8 protein-coding genes are annotated in these 16,723 nt (G+C 69.4%); 3 read left to right on the forward strand and 5 right to left on the reverse strand.

The genetic code is table 11. From position 1 onward, the window contains the following. Window positions 1-663 carry a TrkA family potassium uptake protein gene (locus tag ACFY15_RS20005; protein WP_366451134.1) on the reverse strand — a complete coding sequence of 221 codons (663 nt, stop codon included), beginning with the start codon at window positions 661-663 and terminating at the stop codon, window positions 1-3. Next, window positions 660-1,328: a TrkA family potassium uptake protein gene (locus ACFY15_RS20010; RefSeq protein ID WP_366451135.1), complete on the reverse strand. Its 669-nt coding sequence runs from the start codon at window positions 1,326-1,328 to the stop codon at window positions 660-662. Before ACFY15_RS20010 ends, ACFY15_RS20005 begins: the two co-directional genes overlap by 4 nt. Window positions 1,329-1,538: 210 nt before the next feature. On the opposite strand from ACFY15_RS20010, the gene ACFY15_RS20015 reads away from it, so the two are divergent. From ACFY15_RS20015 to ACFY15_RS20025, 3 genes are all read left to right on the forward strand, one after another. After that, window positions 1,539-3,593 (forward strand): APC family permease, encoded by a 2,055-nt coding sequence (locus tag ACFY15_RS20015; protein WP_390825852.1) that lies wholly within the window; start codon window positions 1,539-1,541, stop codon window positions 3,591-3,593. A gap of 101 nt (window positions 3,594-3,694) precedes the next feature. After that, on the forward strand, window positions 3,695-5,026 hold the full coding sequence (locus tag ACFY15_RS20020) for a class I SAM-dependent RNA methyltransferase (protein WP_390825853.1): 1,332 nt from the start codon (window positions 3,695-3,697) through the stop codon (window positions 5,024-5,026). Window positions 5,027-5,490: 464 nt separating this feature from the next. Continuing rightward, on the forward strand, window positions 5,491-6,693 hold the full coding sequence (locus tag ACFY15_RS20025) for a hypothetical protein (protein ID WP_390825854.1): 1,203 nt from the start codon (window positions 5,491-5,493) through the stop codon (window positions 6,691-6,693). On the opposite strand, the gene ACFY15_RS20030 is transcribed toward ACFY15_RS20025, so the two are convergent. Genes ACFY15_RS20030 through ACFY15_RS20040 form a run of 3 tightly spaced genes read right to left on the reverse strand, consistent with a single transcriptional unit; the run spans window position 6,690 to window position 16,604 of the window. Further along, the gene (locus ACFY15_RS20030; RefSeq protein WP_390825855.1) at window positions 6,690-8,939 is read right to left on the reverse strand and encodes a UvrD-helicase domain-containing protein; all 2,250 of its coding nucleotides are present in this window, start codon (window positions 8,937-8,939) and stop codon (window positions 6,690-6,692) included. The genes ACFY15_RS20025 and ACFY15_RS20030 overlap by 4 nt on opposite strands. After that, a complete protein-coding gene (locus ACFY15_RS20035) occupies window positions 8,936-15,874 on the reverse strand; it encodes a DEAD/DEAH box helicase (protein WP_390825856.1) in 6,939 nt (2,312 codons plus the stop codon). Before ACFY15_RS20035 ends, ACFY15_RS20030 begins: the two co-directional genes overlap by 4 nt. 34 nt (window positions 15,875-15,908) lie before the next feature. Then, a complete protein-coding gene (locus ACFY15_RS20040; protein ID WP_390825857.1) occupies window positions 15,909-16,604 on the reverse strand; it encodes an AAA family ATPase in 696 nt (231 codons plus the stop codon). Window positions 16,605-16,723 lie beyond the last annotated feature (119 nt).

Below are 16,723 nucleotides of genomic sequence, written 5' to 3' on the forward strand. Positions count from 1 at the left end.
TCAGCGCTTGGCCTGGAGCAGGTCCTCCAGCTGGCCCTCGCGGGCCTGGGCGGCCACGAAGAGGAGCTCGTCGCCCGGCTCCAGGGTCTCCTCGCCGTGCGGCGTGAGCACCCGGTTGCCGCGGATGATCGTCACCAGCGAGGTGTCCTCGGGCCAGTTGATCTCGCTGATCTGCGTACCCGCGACCGAGGAGTCGGCCGGCAGGGTCAGCTCGACGAGGTTGGCGTCGCCGTGGCTGAAGCGCAGCAGGCGCACCAGGTCGCCGACGCTGACGGCCTCCTCGACCAGGGCCGACATCAGGCGCGGCGTGGAGACCGCGACGTCGACGCCCCAGGACTCGTTGAAGAGCCACTCGTTCTTCGGGTTGTTCACCCGCGCCACGACCCGGGGGACCCCGTACTCGGTCTTGGCGAGCAGGGAGACGACCAGGTTCACCTTGTCGTCACCGGTGGCGGCGATGACCACGTTGCAGCGCTGCAGGGCGGCCTCGTCGAGCGAGGTGATCTCGCAGGCGTCGGCCAGCAGCCACTCCGCCTGCGGCACCCGCTCCACCGAGATGGCGGTCGGCGCCTTGTCCACGAGGAGCACCTCGTGGCCGTTCTCCAGCAGCTCGCCCGCGATGGAGCGGCCCACGGCCCCGGCTCCGGCGATCGCGACCCTCATGCGTGTGCCTCCTCGGGGCCCTCGGCGAATGCCGCCTCGACCTTGTCGATCTCGTCCGTGCGCATCATCACGTGGACGAGGTCGCCCTCCTGGAGCACGGTCTGCGACGTCGGCAGCATCGCCTCGCCCAGACGGGTGAGGAACGCGACACGCACGCCCGTCTCGTCCTGGAGCTTGCTGACCTTGTGGCCGATCCAGGCGGGGGAGGTGTGCACCTCCGCGAGCTGGACGCCGCCGCTCGGGTCGCGCCACAGCGGCTCCGCGCCCGACGGCAGCAGCCGGCGCAGCATCTGGTCGGCGGTCCACCGCACGGTCGCGACGGTGGGGATGCCGAGGCGCTGGTAGACCTCGGCGCGCTTGGGGTCGTAGATGCGGGCGGCGACGTTCTCCACACCGAACATCTCGCGGGCCACGCGGGCGGCGATGATGTTGGAATTGTCACCACTGCTGACCGCGGCGAAGGCTCCCGCCTCCTCGATCCCGGCCTCGCGCAGGGTGTCCTGGTCGAAGCCGACCCCGGTGACCCGGCGGCCGCCGAACGAAGCCCCGAGCCTGCGGAATGCGGTGGGGTCCTGGTCGACGACGGCGACCGTATGCCCCTGCTGTTCCAGGGTCTGCGCGAGGGCGGAGCCCACTCTTCCGCAGCCCATAATGACGATGTGCACGGCCGTCCTTCCGGCTGACAGCGGCTCGCTGGTTTCCAGCCTCATTGCATGCTCTGGCTAAACAGGGTCTCAGACCATGGCCCAAGCTACACACGGGCGGTCACCAGTGTGACGATTTGGGGTCCGCCCGGTGCCTCAATGGCGGCTCATTGGTGAGGATCATGGGGCGGGGGTTCGTCAGTCCGATATCGAACGCTTACCATCCTCTGCGTGTCCAAACTGACCGACGTGCCCAAACGGATCCTGATCGGCCGGGCGCTGCGCAGCGACCGCCTCGGGGAAACGCTCCTCCCCAAGCGGATCGCCCTTCCCGTCTTCGCCTCCGACCCGCTCTCGTCCGTGGCATACGCCCCCGGCGAGGTCTTGCTGGTCCTGTCGATCGCGGGTGTGTCGGCGTACCACTTCAGCCCCTGGATCGCGGTCGCGGTCGTCGTGCTGATGTTCACCGTCGTGGCTTCCTACCGGCAGAACGTCCACGCGTACCCCAGCGGCGGCGGCGACTACGAGGTCGCCAACACCAACCTCGGCCCCAAGGCCGGTCTCACCGTCGCGAGCGCCCTGCTCGTCGACTACGTCCTGACCGTCGCCGTGTCCATTTCCTCCGGCGTGGAGAATCTCGGCTCCGCAGTCGATTTCGTCATCGAGCACAAGGTGCTCTCGGCGATCATCATGATTCTGCTCCTCACGCTGATGAACCTGCGCGGCGTGAAGGAATCCGGGAAACTCTTCGCCATCCCGACCTATGTGTTCGTCGGCGCGGTCTTCGTCATGATCGCCTGGGGTGCCTGGCGCGGCCTGGTCATGGGCGACACCATGACGGCGCCCACCGCCCATCTGGAGATCAAGGCCGAACACCAGGGGCTCGCCGGCTTCGCGCTGGTCTTCCTTCTGCTGCGCGCCTTCTCCTCCGGCTGTGCCGCCCTGACGGGCGTCGAGGCCATCAGCAACGGCGTGCCGGCCTTCCGCAAGCCCAAGAGCAAGAACGCCGCCACCACCCTCGCCCTGATGGGCGGCCTCGCCGTCACCATGTTCTGCGGGATCATCGGCCTGGCCATGGCCACCGACGTGCGCATGGCCGAGTCCCCGGCCACCAACCTGCTCGACAACGGCGTCCCCGTCGGCGAGGACTTCGTCCAGCACCCGGTGATCTCCCAGGTCGCCGAGGCCGTCTTCGGGGCCGGCAGCCTCCCGTTCGTCATCCTGGCGACGGCCACCGCCCTCGTCCTCTTCCTGGCCGCCAACACCGCGTACAACGGCTTCCCGCTGCTCGGCTCGATCCTCGCCCAGGACCGCTACCTGCCGCGCCAGCTGCACACCCGCGGCGACCGGCTCGCCTTCTCCAACGGCATCGTGCTGCTCGCGGGCGCCGCCATGCTGCTGGTGTGGATCTACGACGCCGACTCCACCAAGCTGATCCAGCTCTACATCGTCGGCGTGTTCGTCTCCTTCACGCTCAGCCAGATCGGCATGGTCCGGCACTGGAACCGCCACCTGGCGACCGAGCGCGACCAGGCCGCCCGCCGCCACATGCACCGCTCCCGGGCCATCAACACCTTCGGCGGCATCTTCACCGGGCTCGTGCTGGTCGTCGTCCTGGCGACCAAGTTCACGCACGGTGCCTGGGTCGCCCTGCTCGGCATGCTGATCTTCTACGGCACCATGACCGCCATCCGCAAGCACTACGACCGGGTGTCCGCCGAGATCGCCGCGGACGAGGGCCCCACCGACGACAGCGTGCGCCCCTCCCGGGTCCACTCCATCGTCCTGGTCTCCAAGGTCCACAAGCCCACCCTGCGCGCCCTGGCCTTCGCCAAGCTGACCCGCTCGGACACCCTGGAGGCGCTCAGCATCAGCGTCGACCCGGCCGAGACCAAGGCGCTCAAGGACGAGTGGGACCGGCGCGGCATCAACGTCCCGCTGAAGATCCTCGACTCGCCCTACCGCGAGATCACCCGCCCGGTGGTCGAGTACGTCAAGGGGCTGCGCAGCGAGAACCCGCGCGACGCGGTCAGTGTCTACATCCCCGAGTACGTCGTCGGCCGCTGGTACGAGCACCTGCTGCACAACCAGAGCGCGCTGCGGCTCAAGGGCCGGCTGCTGTTCACCCCCGGCGTGATGGTCACCTCGGTGCCCTACCAGCTGGAATCCTCGGAGCTCGCCCGCCGGCGGGCCCGCAAGCGCCAGGAGTGGAACGCCCCGGGCGCGGTGCGCCGCGGCCCCGTCGACACCCCACGCCAGCGTCCGAAGGACCCGGCGGCGAAGTAGGCGACAGCGGTGGCGAACGGCCGGACGGGATCCACGTAAACTGGTGGGTCGGTCGTCCGGCCGTTCCTTTTCTGATCTTTGATCCTTGGAGTCTCCCCACCATGACCGAGCAGAACGAGAAGCAGTCACTGGTCGGGGAGGAGTACGAGGTCGAGGTCGGCCCCGTCGCGCACGGCGGTCACTGCATCGCGCGCACCTCCGACGGCCGCGTCCTCTTCGTCCGCCACACCCTGCCGGGCGAGAAGATCGTCGCCCGCGTGACGGAGGGGGAGACGGACTCCCGGTTCCTGCGCGCCGACGCCGTCAGGATCCTCACCGCCTCCAAGGACCGGGTCGAGGCTCCCTGCCCGTTCGCCGGCCCGGGCAAGTGCGGCGGCTGCGACTGGCAGCACGCCAAGCCGGGCGCCCAGCGCCGGCTCAAGGGCGAGGTCGTGGCCGAGCAGCTGAAGCGGCTCGCAGGCCTCACCCCGGAGGAGGCCGGCTGGGACGGCACCGTGGCCCCCGCCGAGGGCGACAAGCTGCCGGCCGGCGAGGTCCCGCAGTGGCGCACCCGCGTCCAGTACGCCATCGACGAGGACGGCCGCGTCGGCCTGCGCAAGCACCGCTCGCACGACATCGAGCCGATCGACCACTGCATGATCGCGGCTCCCGGGGTCACGGAACTCGGCATCGAGAAGCGTTCCTGGCAGGCGATGGCGACGGTCGAGGCCATCGCCGCCTCCGGCTCCGGCGACCGCCAGGTCGTCCTCACCCCCCGCCCGGGCGGCCGCCTCCCGCTGGTCGAGCTCGACAAGCCGGTCTCCGTCCTGCGCGTGGAGGAGAAGGACGGCGGGGTGCACCGCGTCCACGGCCGCCCCTTCGTCCGCGAGCGCGCCGACGGCCGCACGTACCGCGTCGGCATGGGCGGCTTCTGGCAGGTCCACCCGCAGGCCGCCGACACCCTGATCAAGGCCGTCATGCAGGGCCTGATGCCGCGCAAGGGCGAGATGGCCCTCGACCTCTACTGCGGCGTCGGCATCTTCGCGGGCGCCCTCGCCGAGCGGCTGGGCGAGACCGGGGCCGTCCTCGGCATCGAGTCGGGCAAGCGCGCGGTGGAGGACGCCCGCCACAACCTGGCGGACTTCCCCCGGGTCCGCATCGAACAGGGCAAGGTCGACACCGCCCTCCCGCGCACCGGAATCACCGAGTGCGACCTGATCGTCCTGGACCCCCCGCGCGCGGGTGCCGGCAAGCAGACGGTCCGCCACATCGCGAGCCTCTCGGCCCGCCGCATCGCCTACGTCGCCTGCGACCCGGCGGCCCTGGCCCGCGACCTGGGCTACTTCAAGGACGCGGGCTACCGCGTCCGCACGCTCCGCGTCTTCGACCTCTTCCCGATGACCCATCACGTGGAGTGCGTGGCGATCCTGGAGCCGGTGGCGAAGGGCGCCTGACCTGCGGTTTCTCGGTTCCGTAGCCTGCTTCGACCTGTTTCCGGACAAACAACAGGTCGAAGCAGACGGTCACAGCCGGGGCTGCCTGACCTGCTGCTTTGGGGTGACGAGGACGGAAGTCCCGCGGCAGCACCGCCGGATCTCTCGGAATCTTGACGCTCGAATGACGCTCGCCAGCTTCATCGCCGTCCGAACCGGAACAGTCGAGCCCACACCGCCAATCGGGAGGCGGGGGGTGAGCCCTTCCATAGAAGTCCGGCTCTGCCTCAAGCAGCCGGCAGCCCTCGCCCTCGACGTTGACGACACCGTCAGTCAGCAGGAACAGGGCTCCTCCCTCAGCCCTGTCATCCGGATAGTCCGTCCCGCATGGGCTCTGGCTGTATCCGAGGGGTGAAGTTTTCTCCTTCTACGGTGGCCTGCTTGCGCCGTCTGCCAATCTGCCGTCCATGGCGTGGACGGCGTTTGTGGAGTTCTCCTACTACTGGGCCTATTGGACGCTGTTCGAGGCCATGTGGATCGGCATGCTGTGGTTCACCCGCAGCCGCGTGCCGGGACGTGCAGTGTGCTGGATCCCTGGCGTTAAGGCTGTGCGGCGTCGGGCTTGCGAAAGGCGCGTCGACGCGCTGCTGGCGGGCCTGGGGGAGAAGGGTGTACCCGCGGCGGACAGGCCGGACAGGACGCAGCTCGTCGACCGGTGGCACCGGTTCGTCGCCGGCAGGTGTGCCGCCGTGCCCTTCCAAGCGACGCCCCTGCTCATCGCCTGGGCGCCGTTTCTGCCGCCGCGCACCGCACCGGAGGGGACGCCGCTCGCGTCCCTGTGGATGTTCGTGGCTCTCGCGGGATACGGCACGGTGTCCATCGCTCTCATGGCTGCCGACGTAAGGGCTGTCGCTGTTTCCGATGCGGCCGGTCTGGCAACCACGAAGGCGGCACTCTTCCTTGAGGAGCTGGTACTGCCGGGCCGGCAACGGTCCCAGGACTCGGCACTCGATACCGAGGCCAAGGCCTTCCGCCAGCTGTGCCGTGCCCTACGGGCCCAGGCCAAGTACACGGCACGCGAGATGCCGGCCACCACACGGGAGCGGGTCCGCCAGGATACGGAGCGGCTGATCGCGGCACTCGGACACCTCAACGAAAGCTATCTCTTGTCCGAGGGGGAGGAACGGAGCACGGCCGTATGCGAAATGGCCCGGTTGGTCTCCAACGCCCTGCAACACAGTTGTAGAGGCCGCGACCAGCGCAACAGCCTCGTCGTCGTGAGCGCGCACCTGCTGACTCACGCACCGGCATCGGACGATGCAGCGCTCACGACCGCGGACCTATGGTGGCACCGCATGCTGCGCGGAGTTGGTTGGCTCGTGACCGCTGCGGCCCTCTTCACAGGTGCGGCCGTGTTTCCGAGCGGAGGAGCGGCCACGGACATGATGGCCGTCATGGGCCTACTGAGCATGGCGGCCGTATTTCCGCCCTTGCGCGAGCTGCTGGGCCGGGCCGTGACAGGGCTCTTCGGCACCTCTATGCCCAGTGCGGAACCTGGATCGGGCCCCCATCCGCCACCGCGGACCGAGGCGCCCGCTCCCCTCTCCCGTGCCGACGAGGCGCGCGTCCTGTGCGGATCAGGGCCGGCCGGGTGCCCGCCCTGTCCTTCCTGCTTCGAGTCTCGCTAGCAGCTGCTTGTGAACGCCGGGCCGAGGAAGGGACTCGGCGTTCCGTGCCAGAACACGTCCACGCTGTCCCGCGCGCGTGTCGCCGCGACGAACAACAGGGAACGGGCGCGCTGCATCTCATGGCGATAGCGCACCGGATCGGTGGTACGAAGACGACTGACAGTTTCACGCGGCACCAGACCGTCAGTGACGCCGGCGATGATCATCCGCTGGTACTCAAGCCCCTTGAATCTGAACATGGTGCCGATGTGTACGCCCTCACTCCCGCTCGGGCCGTCGGAGCGGATCTCCACGGGGCGGATTCCGCGCAGACTCAGTGTGTAGGCGACTTCGGTCGCCATCTGGTTCGTCGGCACGCAGATCGCGATCTGCTCGTGCGGGATCCTCGACTCCGGGTCCTCGTCCCACTGCTTGATGAGAGCCGCGATGCCTTCCCGTTCCGCCGCCCAGTCGGCGAACGGGTGACCGGCAGGCACTCGCCCACTGAGCACGGACCGGTATCCGGCCAACGTCTCGTCGGCGCCGTCGAGGTCGTCGTACGAGGTCTCCCCCAGTACGTCGAGGGCCGAGCGGAGGATCTGCCGGGTCGTGCGGTAGCTCAGGCTCAGCTTCGAGGAACGGCCCCTGATGTTGATGCCGAGGCTGCCGAGTGTCACTTGGTTCTTGTAGATGCGCTGATGGGTGTCGCCGACGAGGAACAAGTCGTCGGCCTGGCGCGGGGCCATGGCCCGGAGCATCTTCCAGTGCGCAGGGCGCAGATCCTGTGCCTCGTCCACAATGATGTGCCGGTACCGGTAGCGCAGCCAGCCCCCTGAACCGTCCTGGAGGTGGATGTTGTCGAGCCCTCCCGCCTCCTCCCGCTGACGCGCGATCGAGAGGATGCGCTGCTCGCGCCCGATCTCCAGCCGCGCGGCGCGCTCGGCCACCTGGTCCCAGGTCTGCCGTCCGAGGCGGTCGAGGCGCTGGGTGAAGCGTTCGGCGAGCTGCCAGATCTCTGCGCGCTCGCCGCGGGTGATGTTCCGGCCGCGCCCGGCGCGACGCGCACGGAAGTAGTCGGTCCGTGTGGCGACGGCCTGGCCGAGGATCACCTGGGTCCATTCGTCGTGCAGGAACTCGGGGTCCCAACCCTCCTCGCCCAGCTCGTCCAGGAGCGCACGCCATTCGCGCACGGCCTGGCTGTCGTCTATCGCCTGCTTGCCGCTGCCGGGTTCGGCTTCCCGCACGATACGCAGCGCCAGCTGGTCGACATGGCTCACGTCGACCCGGGCCACGAGCTCCTCGCCGCCCAGTTCCAGAAGACGCGAACGGAGATCTGCGGCGAGGTTCTTGTTGTACGTGGTCAGGAGGACCGGCTTGTCACGGCCGGGCGGCAGCTGTCGTACGAGATGACGTACCCGGTGCAGGGCGACGATGGTCTTGCCGGTGCCCGGGCCGCCCCCTACCCGGGCGGGGCCCGAGTAGCGACGTTCCACGAGTTTGGCCTGCGTGGGGTGGAGGAAGACCTTCCAGCGGCCGAAGTCGCCGCCCTCCAGCGCTTCTCGCAGGGTCTCGTCGGACGTGGTCACCACCGTGGCCGGGCGCTCGGCGGCAGCCTGGAAGTCCTCCGGATCGACTGGCTCGGCGGCGGCTACGGGGGTCGTCACCTGGTCGAGCACGTCGTCGAACGACTTGCCGTCGAAGAGTGCGAGCAGCACCTCACCCGTGAGCTGGGGGGCGTATTCGATCAATCCGAGGAGCTGGTCTTCGGTGGTGAGAGTCCGGATGACCGGCAGCAACGGCGCGGCTACGCCGAGATCCGACAGCTGGGTGTCGGACCAGTCGGCGAAGAGCTCTTCGGGTTTGACCGGTTCGGGTGCAGCGGCAGCGGCAGGGGCCGAAGGCGGGGCGGGGAGACGGCGAAGGACGCTATCCTCCACCACCTCCAGGTCGACGTACTCGATACCGCCGGTCACCTGGTTGACGGCGTAGGACAGCCGGTCGTAAACGTCCTTGCGGTGCTTGACGGAGACGATCAGCCAGTCGTCATCGGCCAGTCTGAGCAGCAGGGCACGGTAGTCGTCGCTGACACGCGCCGACCACATCCTGCTGTCGCCCTTGAGCTGCTGGAGCTTGAGCCCGGTCGTGTGCGGGTTGGCCTTGAACTTGTGTTGGAAGTCGAAGAAGGCGCCCTTGACCGTGCGGGGGAGCTTGAGGATCTCCTTGTCGGCCTTGTCGAGCAGGCGCAGCGTCACGCCCGAGGTGTTCATTGCCTGTGCTCCCCGTTGTCGGTGCTGTCGTGATTCTGGGCTTGACGGGTCAACCGGACGATCAGCTCGGCAGCGTCCCAGGCCGTGGCGGTGCGTGCGTCCCAGCCGGCTGCCGCGAATGCCTCGTCCCGGTCTGCGGACTCGTAGTCGGGCTCCTCGGTGGATTCCGGGCCTCCTGTGCGGGGGGCCAGGACCACTGCGATGCGGACGGTAGGCCAGGCCAGTTCTGCCTGCCAACCACGCTCGTCCAGTTCGTAGCCGTCCTGGGGGGCGGGCACACCCGCATCGGCGAGGGCCCGGGAGAGGTCCACGAGGCCGGCCTCGTCCGGATCCAGGTACTCCAGCACCTGGTCCCATGCCGGATCTCTTCCCGTTGCCGGCGTCACGGGCGACTCGACTGGGGCGGCTGTCCTTTCGCCGTTCGGGACGCCGGCGACCTCCTCGACAGGTGCCGTGGAGGTGACGGCCAAGGCAGGCTCCGCTACCGGGATCCCGATCCGGGTTGAGGGCAGCCACCCTTCACCGCCGGTCACGGTGAGCACGTCGGTCGTGAAGCCGTCGAGCAGGCTGCTGGTGAGCTGCACGCTGTCGCCGCCGCCTTGCTCCAGGAACTGCAGCACATTGCTCCAGTACAGCCAGCCCCGCCAGCGCCGCCGATGCACTTGCGTATCGGTCAGGGCCGCCGCACTGTCGTCCAATACCGCAATCCCCGTCCACACCGGTGGAGTGCGCCTTCCGTCTGCGGCAAGGACGAGTCGGCAGCCGGAGCCGTCCGGCCCGTAGACCAGCCTTACGGGCCCGGCCGAGCCAGTGACCGTTCGGCCTTGCAGCGCGTCCTGGATGCCCACACCGACAGTGTCGGATCCGAAGGCAGCGCCGCGGACGCCCGCCGTCCCGATCAGACCGGCGGCAGCGGCCTCCGCCCGGCGCTGCCAGCGCAGTGCGTCCGGCGACCGTAGATAGGCGAGCAGCAGCCGGGCCGGATTGACCCACACCGAGTCGGACAGCTCACCGGGCAGCCCCTTGCCCACCCGGCTGAAGTAGTCACGCGCCCGGTTCTGTGCATCCGTCCCGTACGGTTCCCAGACCGGGTCCACCGGGCCTGCCCCCGCATATCCGGTGTCGCGCACACGCTCGCGCCATTCCTTGACGTCGTCGTACGTCAACTGGAACACCCGCAGCCCACTGCTGCGCAGTTCGGTCCGCTTGGCGGCGTCGTCGGCCAGCCGGTTGTGTGCGGGGGTCGCGTGGTACGCAAAGCCGTCCAGGTACACGGCAACACGCGGGCTGGGCGCATCGAGGCGTTCGAGGAGTATGTCGGGCCGTGTGCCGTCCAGTGCGCGCTGCTGTGAGACGCGCCAGCTCACGGTGGTGCCGTCGGCCGCAGTCAGCCGCAGATCCAGGGCGTACGAACCGGCCGAGGTCGTGTACGCGTCGGCTGCGGCCTGGGACTCGGACAGTCTGGCCCAGTCCTGGAGCGTGTCGATGAACATGATCTCGAGGTCGCTCTCCGCCTGCCGTTCCAGCGGAATGTGCCGGGTCGTCTCGACCGGTGCGGTCTGCCACCGCTCACCGTCCGCGCCCAGCAGATCGTCCAGCATCTGCCGCACCTCGTTGCGGCTGACCTTGTCGTAGTCGGCCGCGGGAACGCGTCGCAGCAGGCACTGGTGGCAGCCGTCGAGTCCCTTCTCGCGGCAGCCGCAGCTCTCGATGACCTCGCGCGCCTTGAGCAGCACGTCCCGGAAGCCGTCGGCCGACGCCAGCCGGTGCAGGTAGCCGGTGCCTCCGGGCAGGCGGTCGTAGACCACGAGGAAGCGCCGCGGCCAGTCCGAGCTGTCGGTGCCCGCATGATCGGGCATCGTCGCCTCGGCGATGTCGATGTGGTCCGGGTCGCCCCCGTACTGGGCGGCGATTCCCGCGAACAACGCGGCGGTGAACGAGGCCAAGCGTTCCTTGGCCCGGGCCACGGAGGCGGGCAGCAGGACGCGCACGGCCTCGGTGCTCAGCTCGTGGGCCAGGAGCAACGGGACGTCCTGGCCCTTGCCCTGCTGCTCGCCTGCGTCGCCCGCGGAGGTCCCCTTGCCCCGGCGGCGCGGACACCACAGCAGGTGGTGTGCTGCCGCCGGGGTGCTGGTCGCCCCCGACTCGGTCAGCGCGTGCTGAGGCACGTCCACAACAGGACGTCCCTCTGCGGTGGCTCCTCCGCAACTGGTGCAGACGTAGAAGGGATTGAGCCGCACGTCCGCACCGGCGAGCGGTGCCGTGCTGCTCCCTTCCTCGCGGTCGAGCCCCAGATTGAACGTCCGGATCTTCGCCTGGCGGGTGAAGTCCACGCCGAACACGGCTGTCTCGTGCCGCCAGGATCCCGGGGCGATCCGCTCGGGGTCGACGTCGACCGTCGTCAGCACCGCGTAGTGACGACGGTCCCGCTCGTCACGGTCGTCTCGCACCCGGGCGTCGTCCCGCTTGTCACGGGAGATGACCCGCCTCGGCTGGAGCACGTACTGCACGCATCCCGCATCGGCGATCTCCCGACCGCCGCACCGGGAGCACGGACTCGTATCGTCCTTGGCGTTGTGGTGCGTACGGGCGTACCCGCACGAGGGACAGAGCCGCCACACCGACCAGGCCCTGCGGTCGGGGGTGCCGACGTCGAGCGCGCGCACGACGTGCCGGTAGCCGTTGACGTAGAAGCTGTTGCCGGGGGCGAGTTCCGTCAGGGCCAGCTTGCGGGAGCGCTCGTAGTCGCGCGTCTCGCTGCGGTAGATCCGGCCTGCCGCATCCGCAGCGGGGTTCTCCGCCCGCGCACCCTCCTCGTCGTCCCGGGTCTCCGTCCAGTAGAGGGTCGCTTCCAACTGGGTGGTGGTGTCGGTGAGGCTGTAGTTCGGCAGCAGCCCCAGTTCCACCAGCGTGCCGTGGGCACTGGACTGGCTCAGCTCCCGGAGCAGGTCCCCGGCGCTGCGCCGCTCCGCGAGCAGCTCCCGGCGCTCACGGTCCTGCACGGTGTCCGTACGGACCAGATGCCCGGCGGCCTCGTCGATCGCGGCGATCCTGCGACGGAGTTCCTCGCGCCGTCCCGTCCAGTCCTCTTCGGCTTCCTGCAGTGCCCTGACGATCCCGCCGGTGGCGTAGGCCTTCAGTTCCTCCGCGGCATACGCGGAGACCCCCGCGCCGTCGGGGGCTTCGGGCCCGCTTCCGTCCGGGAAGAAGCTGAGGAACTCCTCGACCAGCGTGGCACCGTGGGTCTGTGCCGCGTCTGCCAGGTCCTGGCACCAGCCCGTGGTGCCGAACAGCGCCGAGGACAGCCGGGGGACCGGGGAGAGCGTTTCGCCGTCGGAGGTGAGCAGCTCGCCACGTGCCGCGAGGTCCAGCAGCCGTGCCGTGTACTGCCGCCTGAGGATCTCCACAGCGGACAGGTAGCAGCCCGGGGGCAGGATCGTCCCGGCGATCATCTCGCGCGGCTCGTCCAGGTAGTACAGATCGCGGGCCCTGCGCCCGCCGAAGGCGACCACGAGCGCGTTGCCCGTCCGGCGTCCGGCCCGACCTGCCCGCTGTACGTAGTTGGCGGGCCCGGCGGGCAGCGAGCCGAGCAGGACGGCGGACAGCTCACCGATGTCGATGCCGAGTTCCAGGGTCGGCGTGCACGACAGGACGTTGGGGTCGGTGTAGTGCGTACCGGCCTTGAAACTGCGCTCGACGCGCTCCCGTTCGGGCCGGCTCAGCATGCCCGTGTGCTCTGCCGTGACCACCCGGAAGGTGCCGCCGGTCAAGTAGAGCCGACGGTAGTAGTCGCCGGTGTAGTCACGCTCACGAACCGACCCACCGAACCCGGAAGAACTGGATCCGCTCCTCGGCATACCGGGCTGGGGAGCGGTCAGCTGTCCCTTGCACCGGTAGCGGGGACAGGGGTGTCCGTACCAGCGGGTGAGGCGCTCGGGCGCCACGACCTGCTGCCAGCCGCAGTCCTCACAGCCCACGAATGCCTTGTTCACGACGGAGTCGTCGAGCAACTGCGCCTGGATGTGCCCGGGCTGCAGCCCGTAGATCCTGGTCTGCCGGTCCTTCGTGGTGCGTGCCGCGAGTACCCGTTGGTCGGCGAGGGCGGGAAGCAGCTTGCGCAGGTATTCTGTGGCGCCGGCCGCATCCAGGTCCAGGCACCTGCGCGTCCAGTCCTGGTACCAGCCCAGCCGTCCGGTGATGGCGTCGAACTCGGACTTGTCCTTCTGGCCGTCCAGCAGGAAACGCGGTGGAGCGACGCCTTCGGGGAAGGCGGGCATGCCGTCGGGCCTGCGGCCGGAGATGAGGTACCGGTTGGTACCGGCTTCCCTCATCCAGGTGTCGAGCCAGCGGTGGTGTACCGCACCACGCAACCTGAGGCGCTCCAGGATCCCCCGTACGTAGGCGAGGTAGCGCTCGGGCGTGGGCAGCCCGCCCGTGGCCAGGAGCTGCCCCGGCAGGGAAAGATGGAGATCGCGGGCGATGTCCGTGACCCGGTCGGGTTCGTCCACGACGACGTCGACCGCGGCGGTCCGCGTCAGCTCCAGGGTGCGCCCCATCCTGCTGCGCAGCCCGAACTCCATCACGGTGGCGAAGGCGAGGCGCTCGCCGATCAGCTTCCAGGTGCGGGCGTCGCCGGTTCCGCGCCCTGACAGCAGCCGGTCGACCCCCGGCTCGTCGTGCAGGTCGGGTGGCACGACGGCGGCCAGGGCGTCCGGGTCGTCGACGGACTCCAGCACATGACCGATGAGGTCGTTGAGCGCGGTGGGCGCCCCCGACTCGTCCAGATTGTGCGCGAGGAGGGACCGCAGCGAGAACTTGTAGGACGCATTGGCCACGTAGCCGGCCCGGTGTGCCGCGTCCTGGGTGGAGTCGTTGAAGAGCAGCGTCTTGCGCTCTTCGGGAACGAGCGCGATCTCGCCACCGGTGAACAGCTGGGTGACGGTCGCCGAGGCGAGGGCTGCCTGAGAGGTACCCAGGAAGCGGATGCTGTTGTCGGTGTGGCAGGCGGGGCAGCGGTCGTCCTTCGCAGCCCGGTCGGCAGACTTCTTGTCGAGCAGGGCCAGCGCGAACCAGGCATCGATCAGCTCGGTGGCATCCGCAGACACCGGCAGCCGGTAGGTGCCCTGCCCGCCGTCCAGCACCACCACCGACAGCGGGTCGACCCCGCCGTCCGACGGCCGGGCCCCGGTCAGGGCGTCGAAGACCTGCTGCCGTTCTCGCTGCGTGGCGGAGATGAAGTAGCGGATGCGCCGCTTGTCTCGGCCCACGGCAGCCCGCCAGATCCGGTCCTGCGCCATGACCAGCCGCTGCGGATCAGTCTCGGGGGACAGGGCTGCCCAGCCGGAGCGCCCGCAGTTGCGGCAGTACACGGCGGGCAGGTGCACCTCGGCCGGGCGTACGGCCGTATCCGTGCCGGGCAGCGGCTGTGGACGGCTCGCCGACGGCCAACCGCCGGAGGCTCCGTCAGGATCTTCGTCGGCCAGCGGAGCGGCGTTGAGGGCGGCCCGGCGGGCAGCTGTGCGGTTGTCCTCGTACCAGCGGAACTCCGGGGACGGCCCTACGCCGCGCAGGACGCGGGTGACGGGCCGGACCCACAGGTGCGCTTCGATGTGCAGGAGGGGGCGAGGGCTGCGCTCATCGGATTCCGGGTCCCGGGCGGCCGACAGCAGGGCGACGAACCGGGACAGGGCCTGGAGGACGAGTTGCGGATTCTCCCGCGCGGTGCGCCCCCACGAGTATCCGAACCGGGCCAGCCTGTCCCGTAGTCCCCACTCGTCCAACGGCTCCCCGCCCAGCAGCGACAGGACGCCGTGCGTGAAATCGTGCCGCTTGAGCAGCCGCCCGATGCGGAAGGCGTCGAGGCCGGAGCGGCCCAGCATCTTGGCGGCCAGGCCGTCCAGGTCGAGCAGATCGGGCTGCGCCTCCACGCCGGGACCGCCCGAGACCGCGATGACCTCCTGGGGCGTCGGCGGCTCCGGCAGCTCGTAGTCGACGGCGCCTGTGAACTCCTCGGCCGACATCCGCTCTTCCCCGACGACCGAGTCGGCGGGGAAGGGCATTCCGAACACGCGCGAGGCGACATCGAGGATGCCGCCGGCTTCCTTGCCCGCGGTGCCCTCTCCGAGGGTGGCCGACGTCGCCACCGGGCAGATGGACCCGAGGGGCTTGCCCGGCCGTGACGCGCCGGTCGCGGAGGCCAGGCGGCGCAGCAGCATCGCCACGTCGGTGCCCTGGGCCCCGTCGTACGTGTGGAACTCGTCGAGGACGACGTAGGAGAGGTCGGCGCCCTCCCACAGCGAACGGTCCTCACCGCGCTGGAGGAGCAGGTCGAGCATCTTGTAGTTCGTGATCAGCACATCGGGCGGCGTGACGCGCATTTCCTCGCGCCGCGTCATCACCCGCCGGAAGTCGGTGTCGGGCCGGTCGCCGATGTAGAGGCCTGCGGTGACCTGCGCGAGCTCCGGCCGGCTCAGGTACTCGCCGATGCGCCCGGCCTGGTCGGTGGCGAGGGCGTTCATCGGGTAGAGCAGGACCGCCTTGATGCCGCGGCGGCCCTGGGCCCGCTGACGGCGGCAGTGGTCGAGAACGGGGATGAGGAACGACTCGGTCTTGCCGGATCCGGTACCGGTGGTCACCAGCGTCGGCTGGGCGGGACCGTGCAGGGTGGACAGCCGTGTCCACGCCTTGGCCTGGTGCCGGTAGGGCGCGAAGCCGGGGAAGCCGGCCGTCCACTCGAGCTCCCGCTGCCAGCTGTCGTCGGCGCGGTGGAACGGGGTCCTGATCCGGAGGTAGGGGCCCCGGAAGATGCCCGTCTCGGGGTGGCCGAGGAAGCGCTCCAGGGCCCGCCGGGTGTCCTCGTCGGCGAGGGCGTACGTCGTCGTGAGGTACTGCGTCAGACTGCCGCGCAGCTGGGCGGCGGCCATGGTGGGCTTCACGACGGTCCCCTTTGTCTTGCCGATGCCCTGATGATCAGTACCACCGTATAGCGGGCATAGCAGCCCTTGCGCCGGTGGGCCTATGCCGCCCCATGCCAGGCCGCCAGGTCCTCCACGAAGTCCGCGTAGGAACGGTTCTTGCCGGCGGGCCGGGGAGATACGTGACCGCCCTGGACAGCGGCCTGCCGACACTGCCGAGCGTTTTCCCCTGGTTGTCCGACTCCAGAGCGCTGTCGAGCTTCAGTGAACTGCTCGTGAGTTGGGCGGCGGTCTCGAAGCCCTCCACCGGATGCTGCGTGAAGCGTTCCTGTCGGAACATCCTGTACCTGGCAGGAGACGACCCCGGCAGCCGAGGCCGAGAGATGCTCAGCTCATAGCGGTCCGGGGCTTCCAGGGATGCGAAATCCGACCAGACGCCATCGAGGCCGATCGAGATGCGCGACACGGGCCGGCGACCACCACGGAAGGCCAGCACATCGAATCCACCCCGGGAGTCCAATGCCGGCTCAATTCCCTGCCGGGCCACATCACCCAGAAACTCCAGGGCATGCAGGACGTTCGACTTGCCCGCTGCGTTGGGCCCCACCATGACCGTCAAGGGGCCGAGGGGCAGCTTGGTGTCCGTCAACGTACGGAAGTTCCGCACTGTCAGTCCGAGTAGCCGGTGGTTCAAGCCACGTGCCCAATCATGGAGCAGCCGGGCACAGCACGGCCGGTGTCGACAAAGCATCCGTCACGGCAGACGCACTGTCATGCGCGTGTGCTGCGCAGAGGATTCGGCCACCGAGCATCACGAACAGTACCTCGCTGGTCACAGCGGTACCAGGTTCTTGTGCATTCCAGCCACGT

The organism is Streptomyces sp. NPDC001373, assembly GCF_042895815.1.
In the GTDB taxonomy this organism is placed as follows: Bacteria; Actinomycetota; Actinomycetes; order Streptomycetales; family Streptomycetaceae; genus Streptomyces.

Coding starts and splice junctions, on each gene's coding strand:
- ACFY15_RS20005 (WP_366451134.1), bottom strand. CDS start 663: ATGAGGGTCGCGATCGCCGGAGCCGGGGCCGTGGGCCGCTCCATCGCG.
- ACFY15_RS20020 (WP_390825853.1), top strand. CDS start 3,695: ATGACCGAGCAGAACGAGAAGCAGTCACTGGTCGGGGAGGAGTACGAG.
- ACFY15_RS20030 (WP_390825855.1), bottom strand. CDS start 8,939: ATGAACACCTCGGGCGTGACGCTGCGCCTGCTCGACAAGGCCGACAAG.
- ACFY15_RS20040 (WP_390825857.1), bottom strand. CDS start 16,604: ATGCTTTGTCGACACCGGCCGTGCTGTGCCCGGCTGCTCCATGATTGG.